This window comes from Paenibacillus andongensis (genome assembly GCF_025369935.1).
In the GTDB taxonomy this organism is placed as follows: Bacteria; Bacillota; Bacilli; order Paenibacillales; family NBRC-103111; genus Paenibacillus_E; species Paenibacillus_E andongensis.
Window position 1 is genome coordinate 3747751 of record NZ_CP104467.1, and the last position, 20415, is coordinate 3768165.

The window sequence follows — 20415 nt, forward strand, 5'->3', positions numbered from 1 at the left end:
CTTTTCTATTGAAATTTAGAGCAGTATCTGATCAAACGAAAGTGAATGTTATGCTTTGGAGTATTAAAAAGGAAATCATGAAAGAGAATAGGTATCTAGAATCCTTACCTTATGACCCTACGCCAATTATGGAGGTCGTGAAACATCACATCGATAGATGGGACCCCATAAAGCTTCTAGCCTTGGGCAGTCCAGAAGATGAGTATGATGGTGAAACGAGATCGATTACCATTTATATCACTAAACATCTTGACGATCTGGATGCTCTGTCACTCGGCAATGCGATGAATAAGGTGTTGATTGATTCTTTTCGTGATGAATTTCAAGCAGACGAACAGTCGATTGAAATAGCTTCAAGTATTCTGCATTCACTAAGATCAGGCGTATAGAAATGGGGTGTTGTTGTGAGCGAAATGCTTAACAAATACTGTGCCAAAATATTCGGTAAAACGGGTGTTATTATCGAGATTGGCGTCGTAAAAAAGGTTGCAAGCCGGACGGTTCACGTCGATTGGGGAACCAAAACGTGGATCTATCAGAATAAAGATTTCATCTGGACACCTCTATCTAAGGAAGAATTTGAAGAGAGATATAAGAAACCTAAATTTTCTGACGGGGCGCTTGCCCGTGCCTTGGAATTAGGTTTAAAGATTACTTATAATTAATACCCCAAAGAAGCCGTTCCTTGGTCATCAAGGATCGGTTTTTTATTTGTTCATTTCAAAATAAATTCATTTACATGGGAACAAATATTCGGTATTATGAAGATGGGTATAAATACCAATTATGGAGGTTGAATCATTTGGGCCGTGTTGTATTATTTGAAATGAATAGTCAAGATCCGGAACGTGCTGCAAGTTTTTATTCGTCTGTTTTTGGTTGGAAGATTGCAGAGCCTAACTGGGGATATCACCCTGTGACAACAGGTAATGATGATAAACCTGGAATTAATGGCGGTATTTCTAAGGGACCCAGTGATTTTCCACATGGAATAAGAATTCAAATCGAAGTTGACAACATCGATGAGGCACTTACTAAATCCGTTGAATCGGGAGCACAAGTTGTTAGGGGTAAAATGGAATTTGATGATTTCTATCTAGCCTATTTAGTAGATCCAGTAGGGAATGGGATCGGTTTAATACAAAATATGAAAAATAAATTTCTATAAGTGAATAATACAAACATGGAGGATCAATGGAAAATTGCGGAGTATAATTCAGAATGGAGAGCCCTTTTTGATGAGATTGGCTTAAAATTAAGGGACTCTTTAGGCAAAGTGGCCGTTCGTATTGATCATGTTGGATCCACATCAATTGTTGGTATGGATGCTAAGCCGATCATTGATATTCAGATCTCCGTTGTTAAATTGGATGATGATGCTAGTTATAGATCTATAATTGAAGAAATTGGCTTTATATTAAGGAAAGAGAATCCTGACAAAACCAAAAAGTATTTTCGAGAGCAGCCAGGAAACAGAAGAACACATATACATGTAAGAGAGACGGGAAGTTTTTCAGAACAAAAAACGTTGCTATTCAGGGATTACTTGCGACAGCATCCACAAGATTGTTTGAGATATGCGCAGGAAAAACATCGATTGATGCATTTATTTACAAATGATCGAACCAAGTATGTTGAAGGCAAAGGGCCAGTCGTTTGGGAGATATTACAGAGGGCTCATAGTTGGTCTCAAGAAATTGGATGGAAACCAGGGAAATCTGATATGTGATAGATTAATATATGTACATGTAACAAGCTCTAATTCAAGAAAATGTGGACCTCCCACTATGGGCGGAAGTCCTCATTGATTACACGATTAGCAAGGATTATTTGGTGTCTAGTACCGAACCGCCTAAGACAAAGCGATAGGTTAGATGATTATTGGCAACTTCATCAATACGTACGCCGCCTGTGGCCGCTGAGGCTGTATGAATGATTTTTCCATTACCCAAATACATCCCTACATGAGTAATGCTTCCGATTGATTTATCTACTCCGATGTAGTTATCCGGATTTGTCCCTGTATAACTGACAAAGAAGAGAAGATCTCCACGCTGGGCTTGATCGATAGATGTGTATGTCCGATTGGAAAAAGTTTGAACATAAGTCGCTTGACTACGCGAATCTTTTGGGATATCCATCCCTAGAGAAGAAAGATAAACCCAATGTGTGAAGTCGGAGCAGTCAAAAGTGGATGGGTCCGATCGATCCGAACTAAATTCGTAGGGAGTTCCGAAGTAACTAGCCGCTTGTGAGAGCACATTCTCTACATAACTGCCATCTTTGGGCTGGATGGAGTGATTTGGTGTAACTTTAACGAGTTCACGTGATCCTCCGAGGATTTTGATTGAGCCATTCGTGGAAGAAGCGGCATCTTGAGCCCGATAGCCACGTTGTTCTAGTTCAATGTTGGCATCTCCTCTTTGAAGCAGCAAGTCTTGATTTGTTATGTTAGGATCCAATATTCGATTATCCATACCGCCTTGTTGTGTGGAGACTCCAACCTTTTGAGGGGCAACATTTCCTTTACCACAACCGGTTAAAACAAGTATACAACTTACTATTGCAAGAAATTTTTTTGTATGTTTCATGATTGCCTCCTTTAGTTGATACCCATATTATGTTTAGATTGATCATATTTAATGTGCGATGGAGGTATAGATCAACTTGAGGTCTGAAAAATCGATTGCAGAGGGAGTGTTTTTCGGTTATGTAACACAAAATAGGGATAAGGCAAGCTATTGCGAAGATTAGGAGAATGCGTTTTGAATGTGAATAAAACTAAGTTGTTGCGTGAACCAGCGAAACGAAAGCTGCTTTTCAGTGCTGGCATTAGCTGGTTGTTCGACGCTATGGATGTAGGGATTATCTCGTTTATTGTGGCTGCGTTAGCAGTCGAGTGGAAGTTAGGCGCACAGCAGATTGGTCTGCTGGCAGCCATTAATTCGATCGGAATGGCCGTCGGGGCTTTACTAGCTGGCTCCCTTGCTGATCGATACGGACGTCGGATGGTATTGCTTGGAACACTTATTATATTCTCTGCTGCAAGCGGACTCTCTGCACTTGCCACTAGCTTTGTTATCCTTTGTATCTTGCGATTCGTTACTGGAGTAGGTCTTGGCGGGGAACTTCCTGTTGCGTCAACTCTTGTGTCTGAGTCGTTTCCTGTTAATGAAAGGGGACGTGCAGTCGTTCTGCTTGAAAGCTTCTGGGCGTGTGGGTGGATTGTCGCGGCGCTAATTGCTTACTTCGTCATTCCTACTTATGGTTGGCGTATGGCCTTTGTTATCGGTGCGCTGCCGGCTTTATATGCTTTATACCTCAGACGATCGATACAAGATTCACCTCGATATACCGAGCTGCGCAGCCGGAAATTGTCATTCCGTCAGCGTGTAGCCTCCGTATGGTCATCTAAACATCGAAGATCCACCTTAACACTTTGGATCTTGTGGTTCACAGTGGTATTTTCCTATTACGGCATGTTTCTTTGGCTTCCAACTGTCATGGTACTTAAGGGTTTTGGTCTCGTGAAAAGCTTTCAATATGTATTGATTATGACGTTGGCACAGCTTCCAGGTTATTTTACCGCTGCTTATTTGATTGAGAAATTCGGGCGTAAGTTTGTGCTCGTCACCTATTTGCTGCTGACTGCTGCAAGCGCAATATGGTTTAGCAGTGCTGAAACGGAAGGGATGTTGATAGCGGCGGGTGTTAGCTTATCATTTTTTAATCTTGGTGCATGGGGAGCCATGTATGCTTACACACCTGAGTTGTACCCGACTGAAGTACGCTCTACGGGTGTAGGGCTTGCCGCATCTTTTGGACGTGTTGGCGGTATTATTGGTCCGTACCTTGTAGGTTTGCTTGTGGCAAATAATAAAGCAATTAGTTCCATTTTTATGGTGTTCTTCGTAGCGATTGTCTTCGGAGCACTGGTTTTATTGTTTTTTGGCAAAGAAACAAAAAATACGGATCCAGATTATACTGCAGATAAAAGCTAATAATTTTCTTAGATCAATACCAAAAAAACCACGCATCTATGCGTGGTTTCTCTGTGTTTTTCACTAAATTCGTTACAATTACGTTGTTTCACGTTCAATGATTTCCTCTAGTTCGGAACTGTGCTCGTTAGCTGCAGCAATGATTTCTTGATCTACCTTATTTTTTCCTTGCATAAGCTCTGCCGCTTGCGCTTGATTGTTTAACTGTTCAATTTCTTGGCCGGTCCCGTGCGCTCCTTGATGTCCGCTGTTTGTTGTCATCGCTCAGAATGCTCCCTCGCTATTATTTATAAGGATTCAACAAACTGTAATATGCTCGGATCAGTGGGCTCTTATACAAGTTAAACGCTTATCTGGATGATAAAGACGATGATAACTCTGTGAGAATAAGGTTGTTTTATTCATTATAGGAGATAATGTCGCAACCAACGCGATGGTTTTTTGTATTTTTTAAAGCATATGGGATTGTTTTCCTGACATTTTGACATACTATGCGATATGGCATTGTGAAACGAGGGATTGTTTAACGTGCAGAACATGAACAACTACATACCTGCGGATATTATCGAGTTGGAACAACTGCTCGAAGAGGCTCTTAATGAAAATCCCAATTTAATTGCCAAATATATCATGATTGGACAACAAACGGCTGCCATCTATTACATAGAGACGCTAGTTGACCAAGATTTGCTTCAAAGAGATATTATTCAACCTTTATTAACTTTAGTCGATGTACCTTCAATAAGTGAAACAGACCGATTTCCCATCGCAGGGATTGTTAAGGTTAAAGATGTTCAGTCTGTTGTGGAGAAATTATTGCTTGGGTGGGTATATTTACATTCCGACGATAGCAAATTCAATTTTCTGCTGAATGTATACAAATCTCCTAATCGGAGCTTTTCAAAAGCTGAAATTGAAAGCCAAGTATTTGGCCCACAGATCGCCTTCAACGAAATATTAAGGTCCAACATTGCTTTGCTCCAGATGTACCTGCCGAGTCCAAACTTATGTCAGGAGAACTTGGAAGTTGGAGTGGAAATCAAGACACAAGTGGCGATGTTTTATATCAAAAATCTTACAGATAATGAGCTCGTTAAACGAGTGCGCGACAGGATCAATAGTCTTGAGATAGATGGTATGGTATCCAGTGCACAACTCGTACAGTTCATAGAGGATAATAAATTTACGATCTTCCCACAGTTTGTAATGACCGAACGTATAGATCGTACATCGTATTCCCTATCAGAGGGGAAAATTGTGTTGTTTGTTTCCGGAAGTCCGTTTGCCATTATATGCCCATCGACGATGATGGATTTCTTCACTTCTCCGGAAGACCATCAAGCTCGGTGGAATATGGCTACCTTCTTCCGGCTTTTGCGGGTTGGAGCCATGGTTTTATCTTTATTATTCACACCTGTCTATGTAGCTGCATTAACGTTTCATTATGAAATCATTCCTTCCGCCATGGTCGTGCCGCTAGCTGAATCTCGAACGCGAGTACCATTTCCCCCATTAATGGAAGCTTTATTTCTAGAAATTACGATCGAACTGCTTCGTGAAGCAGGCGCAAGACTTCCAACCAAGATTGGTCAAACCATCGGTATCGTAGGTGGTATAGTCATCGGACAAGCAGCCGTACAGGCAGGATTTACTAGCAATATTCTCATCATTATTGTAGCTCTAGGAACGTTGTCATCGTTTATAACGCCGATTTATCTAATGGGTATTACAATTCGTATCATCCGGTATCCAATCATTATACTTGCAGGCTATTATGGAGGAATTGGGATCATGATTGGTATTTGCTTTTTGATGATTCACCTTCTTCGTTTAACAAGTCTAGGACAACCTTATTTGTATCCCCTCTATCCGTTTCGAAAAGGGGACATGAAAGATAGCATTTTGAGATTGCCTTTCCCTTTTTTGCGCGAACGCTCCATGTATATTCGTGGCGATGATACCTACAGGTTTGAGGAACAAGAGACGGCGACTACTCACGGAGATATTGACGAATAATGGATAAGGGGGGGGTAAGGTGAAGACTGGTAGTCCTCCAAAGAGATTAATGTTTAGTTCATTTCTCGTATACTTTGTTATTCTTGCTAATCAAGTAGGAACTGGTTTGGCAGGATTTCAGCGTATCATTTTCAAATCAGCAGGGCACGATGCATGGATATCCGTCTGTATGGCTGGTGCATGGTCTCATCTGACGGTTTGGGTTATGCTGCGAACTTTAAAGATGAATCCGAACCTGGACCTCTACGAAGTTCACAAGGACATATATGGTCGATATTTCGGGGGGATAATTAACGCATTGATTATGCTTTACATGTTTACTGCTGTCATACTGATATCCCGCAATTATGTGGAGATGGTCCAAACCTGGATATTCCCGGACCTGTCAACATGGCTCCTGAGCACTTTTTTGGCTATGTTAATTACTTATGGCGTTCATGGCGGGATTCGGATTGTGGTTGGGATCTCGTTTATGTCGGTAATTTTTACAATATGGTTGATTGTATTTCTGTACTTTCCTGTTCGTTATGCCGAATGGACACATCTTACACCGATAATGGAAGCAAGCATTTCCGAATTAACTCAAGGCATGTTGGAAATGTCACTGACCATCGTCGGATTCGAAATTCTGATGTTTGTATATCCTTTTATTCGAAATAAAGAACGTGCCCCTTTGGCCGCTCATTTGGGACTTTTTACAACCACGCTCATTTATGCTGCTGTTATGGTTGTCACGCTAGTATACTTCAGTCCTGGACAATTATCGAAGACCGTTTGGGCTACGTTCAGCTTGTTTAAGATTGTAGAGTTTCCTTTTCTGGAACGTTTTGAGTATGTAGCAATCAGTATATGGATGTTGATAGTCCTACCAAACTTAATGTTGTACATGTGGGCTGCTTCCAAAGGAATTAAACGAATATTTGGCTGGAAGCAAAAATATGCCCTTTATACTTTTGCCTTTATATTAGTTATTGTATCGCTCTTTTTTAAAACACGCATTCAGATTAATACTTTAAATGACATTTTTTCGAAAGTGGCTCTGATCTTTGTATTTGGTTATCCCTGGGTACTTTACGCAGCTGTTCTGCTCAAACGACATTTTCAGAAGAAAAGAGGAGGGATCTGATGAAGAAATCCCTGCTAGTTCTGTCGATTATCGTATTCCTTATTCCTATCTGGACAGGATGTGTGCAAAAGAGGATTTTGGAAGAATTAGGACTTATCGTCATTGTGGGTTATGATCCTTTTGAAAATGACCGCATCAAGGGAACAGCGCTGCTTCATCAAATCGATCCGGAAGCGAAAGAAAAGGTTCAGGTTGTTGTTACAACTGGTAACACAAGCAAAGGGATTCGAAATGCTCAAAACCGTGAAGTCTCTAAGCGTGTCGTTAGTGGACAGCTCCGAATAGCCATGTATAATGAGAAATTAGCCCAGAGTGGGATCTTAACTTTTACCGATACACTCTCAAGAGACTCTGCCATTTCGGATACGATGTTTGTAACGATCAGTAAAGGGAGTACGGAGAATATCATCACGCATCGATTTCCGGAAATAAGCAATATCGGAACCTACCTCTATAAAATGATCCGTCAAAATATTCAAGGAGAACAAATCCTCTCATGCACGCTTCATGAGTTTATTCATGACGTTTATTCAGTAGGAAAAGACCCGGTTCTCCCTATAGTTGAGCGTAATGGCGACGAAATCGCAATGCATAATACGGCAATGTTTCAGAATGATAGGATGGTAGGAGGGCTTTCGGTAGACGAGTCTTTTGTGTTAAAACTTATTCGAGATCGTTACAGAGCCGGTGCTTTGGAGCTAATCTTGGATACGGAACCCTTTCAACAATTTAATTCTGGTATTCAGTCAGATAAAATTAATATTGTGATCGAAAATATTTCAAGTTCCAGTAAAATTAAGTTAATAGACCCCTCAATTCCGTCATTTTCTGTCCGCATATCTATAAATGCCAGAGTTCAAGAGATTTCAAACGAATTGAATTTAGGAGATCAAAAGGTCGTTCATGCCCTTGAAAACGAGATTGTTAAGGAATTGGTCCGACGTGCGAATCATCTTATTGCCAAAACCCAAGCGGTTCAATCGGATCCGATTGGGTTTGGTGAAGTTTTCCAATCCAAGGTGCGACATGCCAATCTGACAGATGAGAAGTGGAGGGAGATGTATACCAAAGCCAAGGTTCGAGTGGACATCAAGGCAACCATGGTTCGCTCAGGTGTGATTGAGTAATGTACTTCAACCCTCCCGTGATTCCTTTAAAAGCCGCCTAGCCTCGTTCCGATCTACAACTTGAAGCTTGTTCAGTATCGTAGATACATTGTTGGCAACGGTCTTGGAACTGATATGCAAGCGTGTGGCGATTTGAGCATTGGTTTCACCTTCAGCGATTCGCTCCAATATCTCCATCTCCCGCTTGGACAGCTCAGCCAACGCAGGGTGTTCCAAGGTGTCCACCAGCTTGGGTGCTGAAAAGTAATGCATCATCCGTCCCGCAATATCCGAGCTGAAAACAGCTCCGCCATTGCCAACCATGCGGATGGACTGCATCAACTCAACTTCGTCCGCGTCCTTCAGCACGTATCCCTTAGCCCCTACACGCATGGCGGTAAAGACCGACTGATCATCGCGGAACATTGTAAGGATTAGTACCTCGATATTCGGGAATTTCTCTTTAATCAACCGTGTAGCCTCGATTCCGTTCAGTCCGGGCATGCGAATATCCATCAAAATCAAGTCAGGTTGGCATTGTTCAGCCAGCTTCAAAGCCTCATCGCCAGTGGAAGCTTCTCCGACAACTTCCAAATCCTCGGTCGTTCTAAGCAAATTTCTGACTCCGCTGCGAAACATCGGATGGTCATCAGCGATTATGATCTTCATGTTTATCATCAAACTCCTTCATATTTCAATCTCTCGGCAACCAACGCTTACAACGGAAGCACTGCCAACACTTTGGTGCCCCCGTTTTCAAGACTCTCTATTGTGCAGTGTCCACCCAATTCGGCGGCCCTTTCCCGAATGGAAACAAGGCCAATGCCTCCTTTATTGCCCGTAATCCCCGATCTAGATGGGAGTGCTGTGCCATTATCCGTGATTTCTACCCGCAGCTGGTGGGAAGATGAGACGTCCAACCGGATGGTACAGGAGGTAGCTTTGGCATGTTTAATGACGTTAACAAGTGATTCGGTAACGATTCGATACACAGCCACCTCCACCGCTGCAGGCAGAGAGGGCAAGGGCTGCTGCGCGTGCAGCTCCACGTTCAATGGAGCTGCTCCAGCTTCATCCGCAAGCAGCTGAACTGGCTTGGACAGCAGGGCGATCCGTTCTTGGATCGCGCCGATCAATCCCAGCTCATCCAGCGTGGGCGGACGCAAGTCATGGACCAAGGTGCGGATTTCATCCACCGTGGATCGAATGACTTGCCGTAAATCCGTCAGCATCTCGATGGCGGTATCGGGCTGTTTGACGACGTATTTCTGAGCCGTCGCTGCGTTTAAAGCTAGCGCGGCCAGTCTTGGCGCTAGATCGTCGTGTAAATTCTTGCGAATTTGCCGACGTTCTTCTTCCCGGGCTAGCACCAACTTCTCCCGCGACTCCTGTAAGTCTTGAGCCAGAAGCTTCATACCCAGCGTCATGTTTACATTTTCAACGATCGGCCCAGCTTGCCGCAACAGGACATCTAGAAACTTACTGTCCTCTAAGGTAAATGTTTCTCCATGCGATCTACTGGCAATATGAAGCGTGCCAAGCTGCTCACCTCTATGGATAATTGGCATCGAATGAAGGTCATGGAGAGGCTCACCAGCAGAAGCAACCAACGTATCCTGACCACCAACACCTATAGAGATACCGGTATAAGGAAGGCGTAAAGCATCTTTCACCGTTCTAACTACGGCATTAAGCATGGCGTCCGGTGCTAGCGGTTGAATGAATTGATTGCCAAGTTCTAATAGTACCGCATACGGGTCATCATGTCGGCCTTTCATAAGCCGGTTAATTTGGCGCTGCAGCCATTCTTTTAATGGAGCGAACGCTACTGCAACTACGGCTGTGGCCAACAGGGATACGAGATAGTTATTCCGAGTTTGAAATAAGCGGCTTAAATAGAGTATAGCCAGTGTGTAAAGCAGCACAACACAAATGGATAGTGCCGCATAGACTAACGTCCGATTAACGAGGGGGTCGATGTTCCACAACCTCTGCCGCAAAATCGCAAACATGAGTGTAACGGGGATTGCCGTTAAGGAGAGGTTCAAAATGGCGTTCAAATAAACGTAAGTCATAGCCGAACCGTCGTTGAGACTGGGGTTAAACAAAATGCTCATCCCAACGAATCCGATGATTCCGATCGAAACGCCAAATACCACCCATTTGGTTTGCTGCCGCTGAGCTGGTGAGGACACTTTGCGGAAACGGTAAACTTGTGAATAAATGAGAATAAGAGTTGATCCGCCAAACCAGAATAGTTGAACGAATTCGGGCACATGGAATAATTTCCACATATTCCCTTCGAATAAGAAGTTTAATACATCAACAAACACAAGTAGAACAAAGACAGCGCGAGTCCATTTGGGCACAAACATTCCGTCAGGAAAAAGAAAGAAAAATAACGATAAAGAAATCCAGCCTAACATGGAAACAAACATAAACCAGCTATGAGCGAAAATAGAACCCTCTGAGGCTACCATGACTAGCGAGGGAAATGATGTGCCAAAAGAAACCATTGCGAGAGCTGCAAGCAGTCCCATGGGCTCTCGAAAACCTTTCCACAGCACGATGGCAGAAGTGGAGTAAAATACGAGCGTGAAGATGCAGTCAATGAGTACAAACAATAAAGCATAACTTTCTAAGCTTAGCCCTTGTTCGGGTAATGGCATGGCTGGCACTAAAACGCCACATCCTTGCACAATACACGTGGTTACCAAAGCCGTATAATACTTAGGAATACCGCTTATATAGAGAACAACTGTAACCAAGCTGAAAATAAGCACAAACAGCTGCAAGCCGAGCATTCTCCAAGTTGGTTTTTCATTTCGTAATTCCGGATTACTTCCTTTGACTGTCTCCATTGAAATCCCCAATCGCTTTCTATTTCTTTCTTTATTCGTTAATTATAGCCCGATCCCTGGCCTCATGAAAATGGATAAAGGATAATTTCCATGGGGTTTCCCGCTCATTCCCAAAAAAGATCTGATATTTTCCCGAAAAGTCGGGATGGATCTGCTCTGTTTTTCGTGAGTTCCCACCGTGTAATCTAAAAACAGAGCAGCACATATTCGATGTTGGAGGATGAGGTAAAAATGAATGAGAGGCAAATCATCAAATGGTTAGGCATGATCTGTATTCTGGCGGGGATTACGCGAATGGGAATGACACCGGCTTCGATAATTTGGGGGTCGGACAGTACACAAGAGCTGACAACGGGCTTGATCGCTTGTATACTAATGTCAGTCGGAACGATCGTCACCTATATGGTACAATCGCGTGAAACGGGAGTTATCGGATTCATTACGACGCTGTTTATCATTGTGGGGAACATTTTAACGACTGCGATGCTGTGGTCCCAATTCGCAGCAGGTGGGGCGGAAGCGGTCATGCCGGAGAGTACGTTAGTTAACATCTCAAGGATGTTTAGCATGATCGGTTTCATGGGTGGCACCTTGTTATTTGTAATCTTGACCTTCCGGGCTAAAGTGTTTCCGCTCTGGGTTCCTGGACTTTTCCTGCTTATGATTCTCGCCATGGTAATTCCAGTCGCAGATAATAAATGGTTTGCATTCTTCTGGGGATTGACGTATGTGGGGATGGGTTACTGTATCTGGGCAAATAAATTAAACATATCAGCTGTGAAATAAGTGGGTCGCGCTGCTGCTGATGTCGTGAATACGTAAATGGTTAGTCCGATAGCCGTTGTGCCTCTATTAGAGGACTTCGGCTTTTTTTCTCTTTCTGTTAACTTTTCATGAATGGTAAGCATCGCATTGGGATGTCTTAAATCGGAGTCTTTTATCATAACGATGCTAAAATCGAAATTTGGAGTTATGCCTATCAGTTATGAGGTGGCTTAATGTATGAATCGACAGTTACTATGGTTCAGCAGTACAATGAATAAGTACTTATTATGACATGAATTTCCTATTAGGAGTGAAAATGATGCTGAATCGAACGAACGATTTGCAGGTGCGGATCGAGCCATGGAAAGAGGCTGATCTTGAACTTTTGTATCGTATGAATGCACCAGAGATGCTGGAACACTTGGGTGGTCCGGAGACGGAGGAACAGATCTTGGCGCGCCACCAACGTTACGTCGAGATTGGCGGTAAGGGAAATGGCCGGATGTTCAGCATTGTCCTGCTTCCGGAACTAGAAGCAGTCGGCAGCATCGGTTACTGGGAGCGTGTCTGGCAGGAAGAGAACGTGTACGAGATCGGTTGGGGCGTCCTGCCGACTTTCCAAGGCAAAGGTATTGCCAGCGCGGCAACTTCGGCGGCTGTAGCCAGCGCCCAAGCGGAACAAAAGAGTAGGTACATTCATGCGTTCCCGTCGGTCGACAACCCCGCATCGAATGCCATTTGCAGGAAACTCGGGTTCACATTCATGGCCGAGTGCAGCTTCGAATATCCGCCCGGGAGCTTTATGCGTTGCAACGACTGGAGATTGGACCTTACTCTGCAACATAGGACGGAGCACCCTGAGAGAACTACATAAAGTATTGAAGAATCAACATTGGGACGTAAACTCTTTTGATGGAATGAATGCGTATAATTTGAATCTAATCAGACATAATACTTATGACGGTGAAACAAGAGAGGTGTGGTTCCGTTGAACATTCAACGAGATAAATACCAGGGAAGTTGTTTTTGAATCCGTATAGAAGCGAGGAGATGTGCCGTAAACACTTAGTGTAGTACTTGTACTGCAATAATGGATGAGGTATAGACCAAGCCAAGTAAGGATCAAGGCATAAGTACCATCAATCAATTCACCGTCATGAAGAACTCCGAAAGGAGTTCTTTTTCTTCTTAACTAACCAAATCACAAGCCAAAATACTAGAAGGGTGCGGATAAATTGACGACTACTGAAAATCCAAATAAAGAATTAAATGAGCTAACAACTATTCTTGCCAATTGCGTTTCGATGGAACTAAGAGTAAAAAAATCCGAAGTAGATATGACAGTGGAAAAAATGGAAGAATACGACTTTAAATATAAAAATTCATGGGCTTCCATGGAATTGGCGGACCATGTTGTCATCGAATTTTGGAAAAAAGATCTCCTCAAGGATTCAAAAATTAATGAGTAAATTTGCAATAATGATTATGTTAGGGTTGCTCTTAAGGTTCATGACCTTAGGGAGCAGCTCTTTTTTAATTATTTTTAAAATGATTTGAACGATTTTACATACTCAGTCGTACTATAGGTGTTTCCACTTGAACATACCAAATTTATTAAGCGGAGGTAGTTAAAATGGCTAGAACAATTGAATTTACGAAGGATGCGCTTATTCTTCATCTATCGGGATTGACAAGTGCGGCTGCTTTGAAACAACGTGTTGATATTCCTTATTCGGAAATCTTGAATGTTTCCATAGATGACTTTCAGTTATCCATGTTTCAAATTAGAGTAGGTACTTCAATAGCTGACATTAGAGAAGGGCGCTTTCTGATCGGAGATAAGTGGTGTTTCATATCCTATGAGAATCATAAAGATGTCGTCATCCTTGAATTAAATAATCATCAGTTTGGAAAAGTTGTTTTTCAAATAGAGAACCCATCGGAAATCAAAGAACGTATTTTGGAACAAGTAAAGAACAAAACGATTTAATCGTCATGCCAAACTTGACTTTGAATCCAGTTAGAACTATACTGGTTACAACGAGTAGGTGATGATGAATGAAACAGATTAGCAGTCGATTTTCAATAGCTGTTCATATCCTGTCGCTAATAGCGACTATTCCAACAGAATGTACAGGTGATTTCATTGCTGGCAGCGTGAATACGAATCCTGTGATCATTCGCAAAATTATTGGGATGCTAAAGAAGGCAGGACTCGTTGAAGTACGTGCTGGAGTTGGCGGAGCTTCGCTGTGTAAGGAGACGGACCAGATTACATTACTCGATGTATACCGGGCAGTGGAAGTGATCGAGAATGGAGAATTATTCAATTTCCACAATCATCCCAACCCCAATTGTACGGTAGGAAGAAATATTGAATCGGCCCTCCGTGCAGAAATGCGTGATGCTCAAACCGCAATGGAACAGAGATTGTCTAATGTTACCTTGCAACAACTAATATCTAATTTTAAATAAAAATAGCTCTTAAATGAGCTAATTTTTATAGCTTAGTTGTAACCGAGATGGTTATAACTATAGTGATTCTAACTTATTTTTAAATAATCTGATGGAGGTTTTTACAAATGAAAATTCTAGTAACTGGTGCTACGGGACAATTGGGATCAAAAGTGGTGGAGGCTTTACTTGCAGCCGTGCCAGCTATAAATGTAGCTGTTAGCGTAAGAGATACGGAGAAAGCATCCGATTTACGTTCTCGGGGAGTTGAAGTACGCCATGGTGATTTTGATGATCCAGCATCTCTTGATAAAGCATTCGCTGGCGTTGATCGCCTGCTTATCGTTTCAACGCAAGGGGATAACGAAACTCGCATTCGTCAGCATTTAGCTGCGGTATCCGCGGCTGAGCGCGCTGGGGTTGGTTTCATCGCGTACACGAGTGCCACAAACGCAGAGGAAAGCTCTCTCTTTCTAGTGCCCGTGCATCGTGCGACAGAGGAAGCGATTCGTAAAACGGGAATTCCATACGCATTTCTGCGCAATAACTGGTACATCGAGAACGAGATTGGAACGATTCAAGGCGTATTGGCGGGCGCACCGCTCGTGACTTCGGCAGGAGCTGGCAAAGTCGGGTGGGCTTCTCGCGGTGATTATGCACAAGCAGCAGCAAATGTACTTACAGGTAACGGACATGACAATACCGTTTATGAACTCTCGGGTGCACTGATCACGCATGAAGATCTCGCTGCGGTTCTGTCCAAGGTCCTTAATCGTGAAGTTCCGATTCAGCATGTAGATGATGAGACTTACGGTAAAATCATGGCAAGTGCAGGGGTTCCTGAGCCAGTCGTTCCCATTCTTGTTGCCATCCAGAGTGCGATTAGAGACGGCGTACTAGAATTGGAGAGCAACGATCTTCAGACACTTCTTGGTCGTCCGGTTACACCGCTGAGTGAGGCGATTGAAGAGATTGTGAACGGATTGAAATCATAATACGTAGAAACACGATTAGAAGACAATTTTAAGTCAAAAAGAGCTCGTTTGCTTTCCGATGGAAAGGCTGATGGGCTCTTTTTGTCATTCACAGATATTCGGTCACGCTCTCGAGAACATAGATCAACTGTTCAATGTCTGCATTGTCTTATCAGAAAGAACCGAGAAATCAGGCTTATTTATATCGGGAATTTTTTATTTAGGGAATTCGTTTTTAAATAGTATATGAATACCAGCATTTTTGAACTAGATTAGAAATTGGATGGTATAAATAGCACGAAAGTGGTTGATGAATTTCAGATCAAATTCCGCTATAATTTTCACCGAAGGACCCATTTACAAAGAAAAGGTGGTTATTTTATGAATATGTATATCTATTTTGGGATATTTTCAATTATACTAATATTTGGTTTAGTCGTTACTTTTATGATTGGTTTTTCTCGTAAGAATCGGGAAGGTGATCAAACCTACTTCCAAAAAACAGAAGTGAAATGGGTTCGTCTTACATCGTTTTATGTGATTTCAATTGCTGCAGGATTGCTAGCTTTGATAGCTTATATTCGTTATTCGATCGGATAAAAATGACCACGCCTTCGTTATTCAACGCGAAGCGTGGTCATTTTAAAAAAGGGGAATTTAGAAAAATGGAAAAGCTAAACAACAAGAAAATCGTCATTGCCGGCTCTAGAAAAACAGAGGAAATGAGCCTATTAATTGAGAAGCAGGGGGTATACCTGTCATTCGTCCATTACAAGGCTTTTTATATTTGGATGAGTCGACAATAGAGCGAGAGTTATTATTTTGCGTGAATAATACGATGGATTGGTTTGTTTTTACAACAGGCACTGGAACTGATACGCTGCTGGGTGCTGCAGAAAGGTTAGGCATTCATTCAACTTTGATTCAAAAAATGAAAGAAACCAAAGTAGCGGCACGCGGCTATAAGACGTATGCTTTGCTTAAGAAATTAGGTATAAAGCCTGAGATTGTCGATGAAGATGGCACGACGAAAGGATTAATTCGCAGCATGAATCTTTGCGATTTCGCGGGCAAAACGGTCGTTGTCCAGTTACATGGTGAACCTCAGCCCGATTTGATCCAATTCTTAGAGAATCGGGGGGCGAATGTGATTCAACTGCTGCCTTATCGCCATGTTGAGCCGGAATCATCTACGTTGGAGACGCTGTGTCATGAACTTTCAACGAAAACGATTGATGCTGTTTGTTTCACAACCGCGGTGCAGGTACGTTATCTGTTTGAATATGCGAAACGTCAGGGGATTACGGATCTAATTCGAGAATCGTTCAACACACAAGTGTATGCAGTCGCGGTCGGCAAAGTAACGGAAGAAGCGTTGAGAGAAGAAGGGTTGGCCCATGTCATCGTACCTCAAATTGAACGGATGGGTGCAATGGTCATTGAATTAGTTAAGTTTTATGAAAATCAAAAGGTTCCAAAGAGTTCTGCAAATTATGGTTCAGATTGATGCTATGGCAGTGATCGACTAATAAAAGATTTTGATACGGGTACCGCTTAATTCCTTTAACGGGAAATGAGCGGTTTTTTTATTTATCAGTAAAGGTACTTCATATTTCAGTATGCATTTCGGTGCGTATGTGAATCATAAGGAAAAGCTTTGTTGTCAAGTTTTTGGATGTTTATTTCTATATGTTGTCCTTGGAATTAACTTTAGGGGGCTATTTCATGGGGTTTATTGGACTTTACGTTTTGAATACAATATTTATGTTAATCATAGCGATCCGTGATGTGCGTCGTCCGGAAAAAGCTTTGAATTGGCTAGCAATAGGTCTAATATTTCCTGTTATTGGATTCGTTGTATATCGAATCATTGCAAACCCGTTGCATTTTCGTAAAGAGAGGCTCACTTCACCAAACAATGTGTCAGATCCATTACCTAATTCGTTTAGTCCTGCATCCTCCATCATCGCGCAATCTTTAAGTCAGTTGACGGTGCATGGAATTAGGAGGGGCCGAGTTCAGCTGCTTACGAACGGTATAGAAACTTATGAGCAACTAAATACATCACTACAGAATGCGCAAAGCACCGTTGAAGTGGAATATTACACATATCGGGATGACCGGATAGGCAAACGAATGACAGATATTCTGATTGAACGGGCGGAAGCTGGCGTAAAGATCCGTTTCATTAAAGACGGATGGGGGAGCAAGCAATTTCCAAAACATGAGATCAATCGGATGATGAACGCCGGAATTGAATGTAGAACGATATTTCCATTGCGTTATCCTTGGATACCCACATTAACTTATCGGGATCATTGTAAGATAGTCGTCATTGATGGAATCGAAGCTTTCACAGGTGGAATCAATGTTGGATATGAATATACGGGATTAAAGCCGGAAGTAGGTTTTTGGCGTGATACTCATATACGATTAGTCGGAGAAGTAGCAACCGATTTGCGGACTATATTCGACTCCCATTGGCATATTGCTTCGCCGGAAAAGTTGAAAAATAAGTCGGCGCAGAAGACTAAACAAGGTATAAGAAACAGTTCAAAGCCAATCATTCCAACTGCTAAAGTTTCACTTTCCGGGTGGTCAGAAGAATGGGGCGCGGAATTTGATGCGGGTGTTGATCCCGTTTCTGCCACAGAGTCGCATCACCATGCGTACATGCAAACGTTAGAAAGTAATCCTAGTATTCCTACTGAAGTTATGCGGCAGGCTTACTTCATTTGTCTGACACAAGCGACTAAGACCATAGATATAACTACGCCTTACTTTGTGCCTGAATCTGATATCATTATGGCGTTGAAGACAGCAGTGGCACGCGGTGTACGAGTAAGATTGTTAGTACCTCGGCACGTTATTCCTAAAATCGTGGGGCCTGCAAGCCGTACATATTATGGAGAATTGATTGAAGCTGGAGTTCAAATTTATATGTATGAAAAGGGCATGTTACACGCAAAGGTGATGATCATTGACGAAGAAATGGCTGGCGTAGGTTCGGCGAATTACGATATGCGAAGTTTTCGACTAAATTTCGAGGTCATTGAACTTTTATACAGTGTCGATGTGGGACGCGAACTCACGAAGCAATTCGATCGAGATCTGCTTGATTCCGTACCTTTGCAAATGGAAGAATTGATACAGCGCACCTATCCACAGCGCATAATTGAGCAAACAGCGCGGCTATTTTCCCCTTTGTTATAAACCTATATGAGCAGGACGCCATGGCGACCTGCTTTTACTACTTTCGCGCAAGCCCGTTCGATAAGTGCGGAAAGGCGCTTACAGCCAGAAAAAAATTCCAACTTGGTAGTTGACATTACTACGAATACGTAGTAATTTAAAAACAGGAATTAATTACGATATCGTAGTTTATGAAAGAAGAAAGGAATCTTCATGCAGCAGCTGTTCGAACTTATTTTCAAGAATGGACTTCGTCCACTTAGTATGTTTCCTGATACGACCTATTTGGAATTGCAGCTCACAAGTTCAGATTTTTCTACATTGCTGTTGCTGAAATTTCATGGGCAGTTGACCATGTCTCAAATGGCAGAGCACTTGGGTGCGCCTCTTAGTACGGCGACCAGTATTGCCAAGCGGCTAGTTCGAAAAGGCTACATCTATAGAGAGAAATCGCAGCAAGATCAGCGAATTATTGTTAATCGATTGACGGAAGACGGAGAACTGATAGCCGAAGAGGCGCTTGGTACGATGAATATCATGTTTGGACGTATTGAACGTGCCTTGACAGCTGAAGAGCTTCAGCAATTTATTCATCTCTCGTTGAAAGTGGCTAAAGCGTTGCAGCAAAACGCAGATCCTGCCGGACCTTCGAAATTGACACAGACGAGAACGATTGAAATCGATTAATTTTTTTGTGCAATTACTACGAAATCGTACTAACGGAGGTGCAAAGCATGCGCATTATTATTTATACAGGTAAAGGCGGAGTAGGTAAAACCAGTATCGCCGCAGCAACGGCTTACCAAATGGCAGCTGAAGGAAAGCGAACGATCGTGATAAGTACGGATGCTGCCCACAGCTTATCGGATTCGCTCGGTATTCCGTTGCAGCATGAACCCATCTTAATTCATGAGAGATTGTGGGCGCAAGAAATCGATAGCTTAAAGGAAACACAGCGGTATTGGGGGAGTGTTCGCAGTTGGTTCTCGAACTTTATGCAGTGGGCTAACCTGGATGATATCGGATCTGAAGAGCTTATGGTATTTCCAGGGTTTGAAGAATTGTTCAGTCTCCTGAGAATTAAAGAGCATGCTGAAAGCGGACTGTATGATGCCATCATTGTGGATTGCGCACCGACTGGAGAAACACTTCGCTTGCTTAGCTATCCTCAGCTCCTACGATGGTGGGTGCGAAATATATTTCCTTACGAGCGTAAAATTCTCAAGATAGCCCGCCCAATTATGAAAGTATCCAAGGGCTTGGAACTGCCCAGCGACGATGTTATGGACAGCTTTACGCAAGTTGTCGATCAATTGGAAAAGCTGCAGCAAGTCATCGCTGATCCCGAAATCACGAGTATTCGCCTTGTTGTTAATCCAGAAAAAATGGTTATTTCCGAAGCGCGGAGAGCCTTTACTAACCTTAACTTATATGGATTTCACACCGATGCGGTCATTGTGAATAAAGTGCTTTCTGAGGAAGCATCCGAAGGGTATTTCGCACAGTGGAAACAAATTCAGAACAAGTACGAAGAAGAAATCATCCAGTGCTTTAGTCCTCTCCCGATCCTGAAAGTGCCTCTGATGCCTATAGAGGTTGTTGGTAAGGAGATGCTTGAGCGCGTTGCAGCGGCGGCGTTCCACGAGCGGGAATGCGGTGCGATTTTACACAAAGGTATCATAGAGGAAGTTAGAAAAATAGAAGCAGGATACGAGCTCCGCATCTCGCTGCCTTTTACCGAAAAGAAGCAGCTCCAATTAAATCAAAAAGGCGATGAATTGACCCTGCAGGTCGGCAGCTATAGACGGATCGTTGCACTGCCGAGAGTCTTGCTAGGGCGTCAGGTGGAAGCGGCACGGCTTGCAGACGGCATACTGACCATTCATTTCGGTCCTAACGAAGAATTGTAAACAGGAAGGA

At 42.8% G+C, this 20415-nt stretch carries 22 protein-coding genes and 1 pseudogene; 19 read left to right on the forward strand and 4 right to left on the reverse strand.

Annotation, left to right across the window (positions count from 1 at the left end):
• Positions 1-8: 8 nt before the first annotated feature.
• The 4 genes from NYR53_RS16645 to NYR53_RS16660 all read left to right on the forward strand — a co-directional run bounded on the left by NYR53_RS16645 (position 9) and on the right by NYR53_RS16660 (position 1729).
• A complete protein-coding gene (locus tag NYR53_RS16645) occupies positions 9-389 on the forward strand; it encodes a hypothetical protein (RefSeq protein ID WP_261306157.1) in 381 nt (126 codons plus the stop codon).
• A 15-nt stretch (positions 390-404) separates the two neighbouring features.
• A complete protein-coding gene (locus NYR53_RS16650; RefSeq protein ID WP_261306158.1) occupies positions 405-665 on the forward strand; it encodes a hypothetical protein in 261 nt (86 codons plus the stop codon).
• A 137-nt stretch (positions 666-802) separates the two neighbouring features.
• Positions 803-1168 (forward strand): VOC family protein, encoded by a 366-nt coding sequence (locus NYR53_RS16655; RefSeq protein WP_261306159.1) that lies wholly within the window; start codon positions 803-805, stop codon positions 1166-1168.
• A 15-nt stretch (positions 1169-1183) separates the two neighbouring features.
• Positions 1184-1729 carry a GrpB family protein gene (locus tag NYR53_RS16660; RefSeq protein ID WP_261306160.1) on the forward strand — a complete coding sequence of 182 codons (546 nt, stop codon included), beginning with the start codon at positions 1184-1186 and terminating at the stop codon, positions 1727-1729.
• A gap of 97 nt (positions 1730-1826) precedes the next feature.
• On the opposite strand, the gene NYR53_RS16665 is transcribed toward NYR53_RS16660, so the two are convergent.
• On the reverse strand, positions 1827-2591 hold the full coding sequence (locus NYR53_RS16665) for a C40 family peptidase (protein WP_261306161.1): 765 nt from the start codon (positions 2589-2591) through the stop codon (positions 1827-1829).
• Positions 2592-2771: 180 nt separating this feature from the next.
• Between NYR53_RS16665 and NYR53_RS16670 the strand changes: the two genes are divergently transcribed.
• Complete coding sequence (locus NYR53_RS16670; protein ID WP_261306401.1) at positions 2772-4001, forward strand: MFS transporter; 1230 nt, start codon at positions 2772-2774, stop codon at positions 3999-4001.
• 78 nt (positions 4002-4079) lie between these two features.
• Here the strand turns inward: NYR53_RS16670 and NYR53_RS16675 are convergent, their stop codons facing one another.
• Positions 4080-4262, reverse strand: coding sequence for a hypothetical protein (locus NYR53_RS16675; protein ID WP_261306162.1), 183 nt, complete (start codon positions 4260-4262; stop codon positions 4080-4082).
• 276 nt (positions 4263-4538) lie between these two features.
• On the opposite strand from NYR53_RS16675, the gene NYR53_RS16680 reads away from it, so the two are divergent.
• Genes NYR53_RS16680 through NYR53_RS16690 form a run of 3 tightly spaced genes read left to right on the forward strand, consistent with a single transcriptional unit; the run spans position 4539 to position 8270 of the window.
• Complete coding sequence (locus NYR53_RS16680) at positions 4539-6017, forward strand: spore germination protein (RefSeq protein WP_261306402.1); 1479 nt, start codon at positions 4539-4541, stop codon at positions 6015-6017.
• Between the two features lie 19 nt (positions 6018-6036).
• A complete protein-coding gene (locus tag NYR53_RS16685; protein ID WP_261306163.1) occupies positions 6037-7143 on the forward strand; it encodes a GerAB/ArcD/ProY family transporter in 1107 nt (368 codons plus the stop codon).
• Positions 7143-8270 carry a Ger(x)C family spore germination protein gene (locus NYR53_RS16690; RefSeq protein ID WP_261306164.1) on the forward strand — a complete coding sequence of 376 codons (1128 nt, stop codon included), beginning with the start codon at positions 7143-7145 and terminating at the stop codon, positions 8268-8270. Before NYR53_RS16685 ends, NYR53_RS16690 begins: the two co-directional genes overlap by 1 nt.
• A gap of 6 nt (positions 8271-8276) precedes the next feature.
• Here NYR53_RS16690 and NYR53_RS16695 read toward each other — a convergent pair whose 3' ends face one another.
• Entirely contained in the window at positions 8277-8918 is a 642-nt protein-coding gene (locus NYR53_RS16695) for a response regulator transcription factor (RefSeq protein ID WP_261306165.1), read from the reverse strand.
• Positions 8919-8965: 47 nt separating this feature from the next.
• Positions 8966-11110: a GAF domain-containing sensor histidine kinase gene (locus tag NYR53_RS16700; protein WP_261306166.1), complete on the reverse strand. Its 2145-nt coding sequence runs from the start codon at positions 11108-11110 to the stop codon at positions 8966-8968.
• 231 nt (positions 11111-11341) lie between these two features.
• Between NYR53_RS16700 and NYR53_RS16705 the strand changes: the two genes are divergently transcribed.
• The 11 genes and pseudogenes from NYR53_RS16705 (at position 11342) to NYR53_RS16755 (ending at position 20405) form a co-directional block, all read left to right on the forward strand.
• Positions 11342-11896, forward strand: a complete 555-nt coding sequence (locus NYR53_RS16705) for a hypothetical protein (protein WP_261306167.1) — start codon at positions 11342-11344, stop codon at positions 11894-11896.
• 298 nt (positions 11897-12194) lie between these two features.
• Positions 12195-12749, forward strand: a complete 555-nt coding sequence (locus tag NYR53_RS16710; RefSeq protein ID WP_261306403.1) for a GNAT family N-acetyltransferase — start codon at positions 12195-12197, stop codon at positions 12747-12749.
• Between the two features lie 361 nt (positions 12750-13110).
• Positions 13111-13344, forward strand: coding sequence for a hypothetical protein (locus NYR53_RS16715; RefSeq protein ID WP_261306168.1), 234 nt, complete (start codon positions 13111-13113; stop codon positions 13342-13344).
• Between the two features lie 164 nt (positions 13345-13508).
• Positions 13509-13865: a hypothetical protein gene (locus NYR53_RS16720; protein WP_261306169.1), complete on the forward strand. Its 357-nt coding sequence runs from the start codon at positions 13509-13511 to the stop codon at positions 13863-13865.
• Between the two features lie 68 nt (positions 13866-13933).
• On the forward strand, positions 13934-14350 hold the full coding sequence (locus NYR53_RS16725) for an Rrf2 family transcriptional regulator (RefSeq protein ID WP_261306170.1): 417 nt from the start codon (positions 13934-13936) through the stop codon (positions 14348-14350).
• 107 nt (positions 14351-14457) lie between these two features.
• Positions 14458-15324: an SDR family oxidoreductase gene (locus NYR53_RS16730; protein ID WP_261306171.1), complete on the forward strand. Its 867-nt coding sequence runs from the start codon at positions 14458-14460 to the stop codon at positions 15322-15324.
• Positions 15325-15684: 360 nt separating this feature from the next.
• Positions 15685-15903 carry a hypothetical protein gene (locus tag NYR53_RS16735; protein ID WP_261306172.1) on the forward strand — a complete coding sequence of 73 codons (219 nt, stop codon included), beginning with the start codon at positions 15685-15687 and terminating at the stop codon, positions 15901-15903.
• Between the two features lie 65 nt (positions 15904-15968).
• Positions 15969-16810 (forward strand): annotated as a pseudogene (locus tag NYR53_RS16740) (uroporphyrinogen-III synthase).
• 218 nt (positions 16811-17028) lie between these two features.
• Entirely contained in the window at positions 17029-18516 is a 1488-nt protein-coding gene (locus NYR53_RS16745) for a phospholipase D-like domain-containing protein (RefSeq protein ID WP_261306173.1), read from the forward strand.
• A 192-nt stretch (positions 18517-18708) separates the two neighbouring features.
• On the forward strand, positions 18709-19182 hold the full coding sequence (locus NYR53_RS16750; protein ID WP_261306174.1) for a MarR family winged helix-turn-helix transcriptional regulator: 474 nt from the start codon (positions 18709-18711) through the stop codon (positions 19180-19182).
• Positions 19183-19229: 47 nt separating this feature from the next.
• Positions 19230-20405, forward strand: coding sequence for an ArsA family ATPase (locus tag NYR53_RS16755; RefSeq protein ID WP_261306175.1), 1176 nt, complete (start codon positions 19230-19232; stop codon positions 20403-20405).
• Positions 20406-20415: the final 10 nt, after the last annotated feature.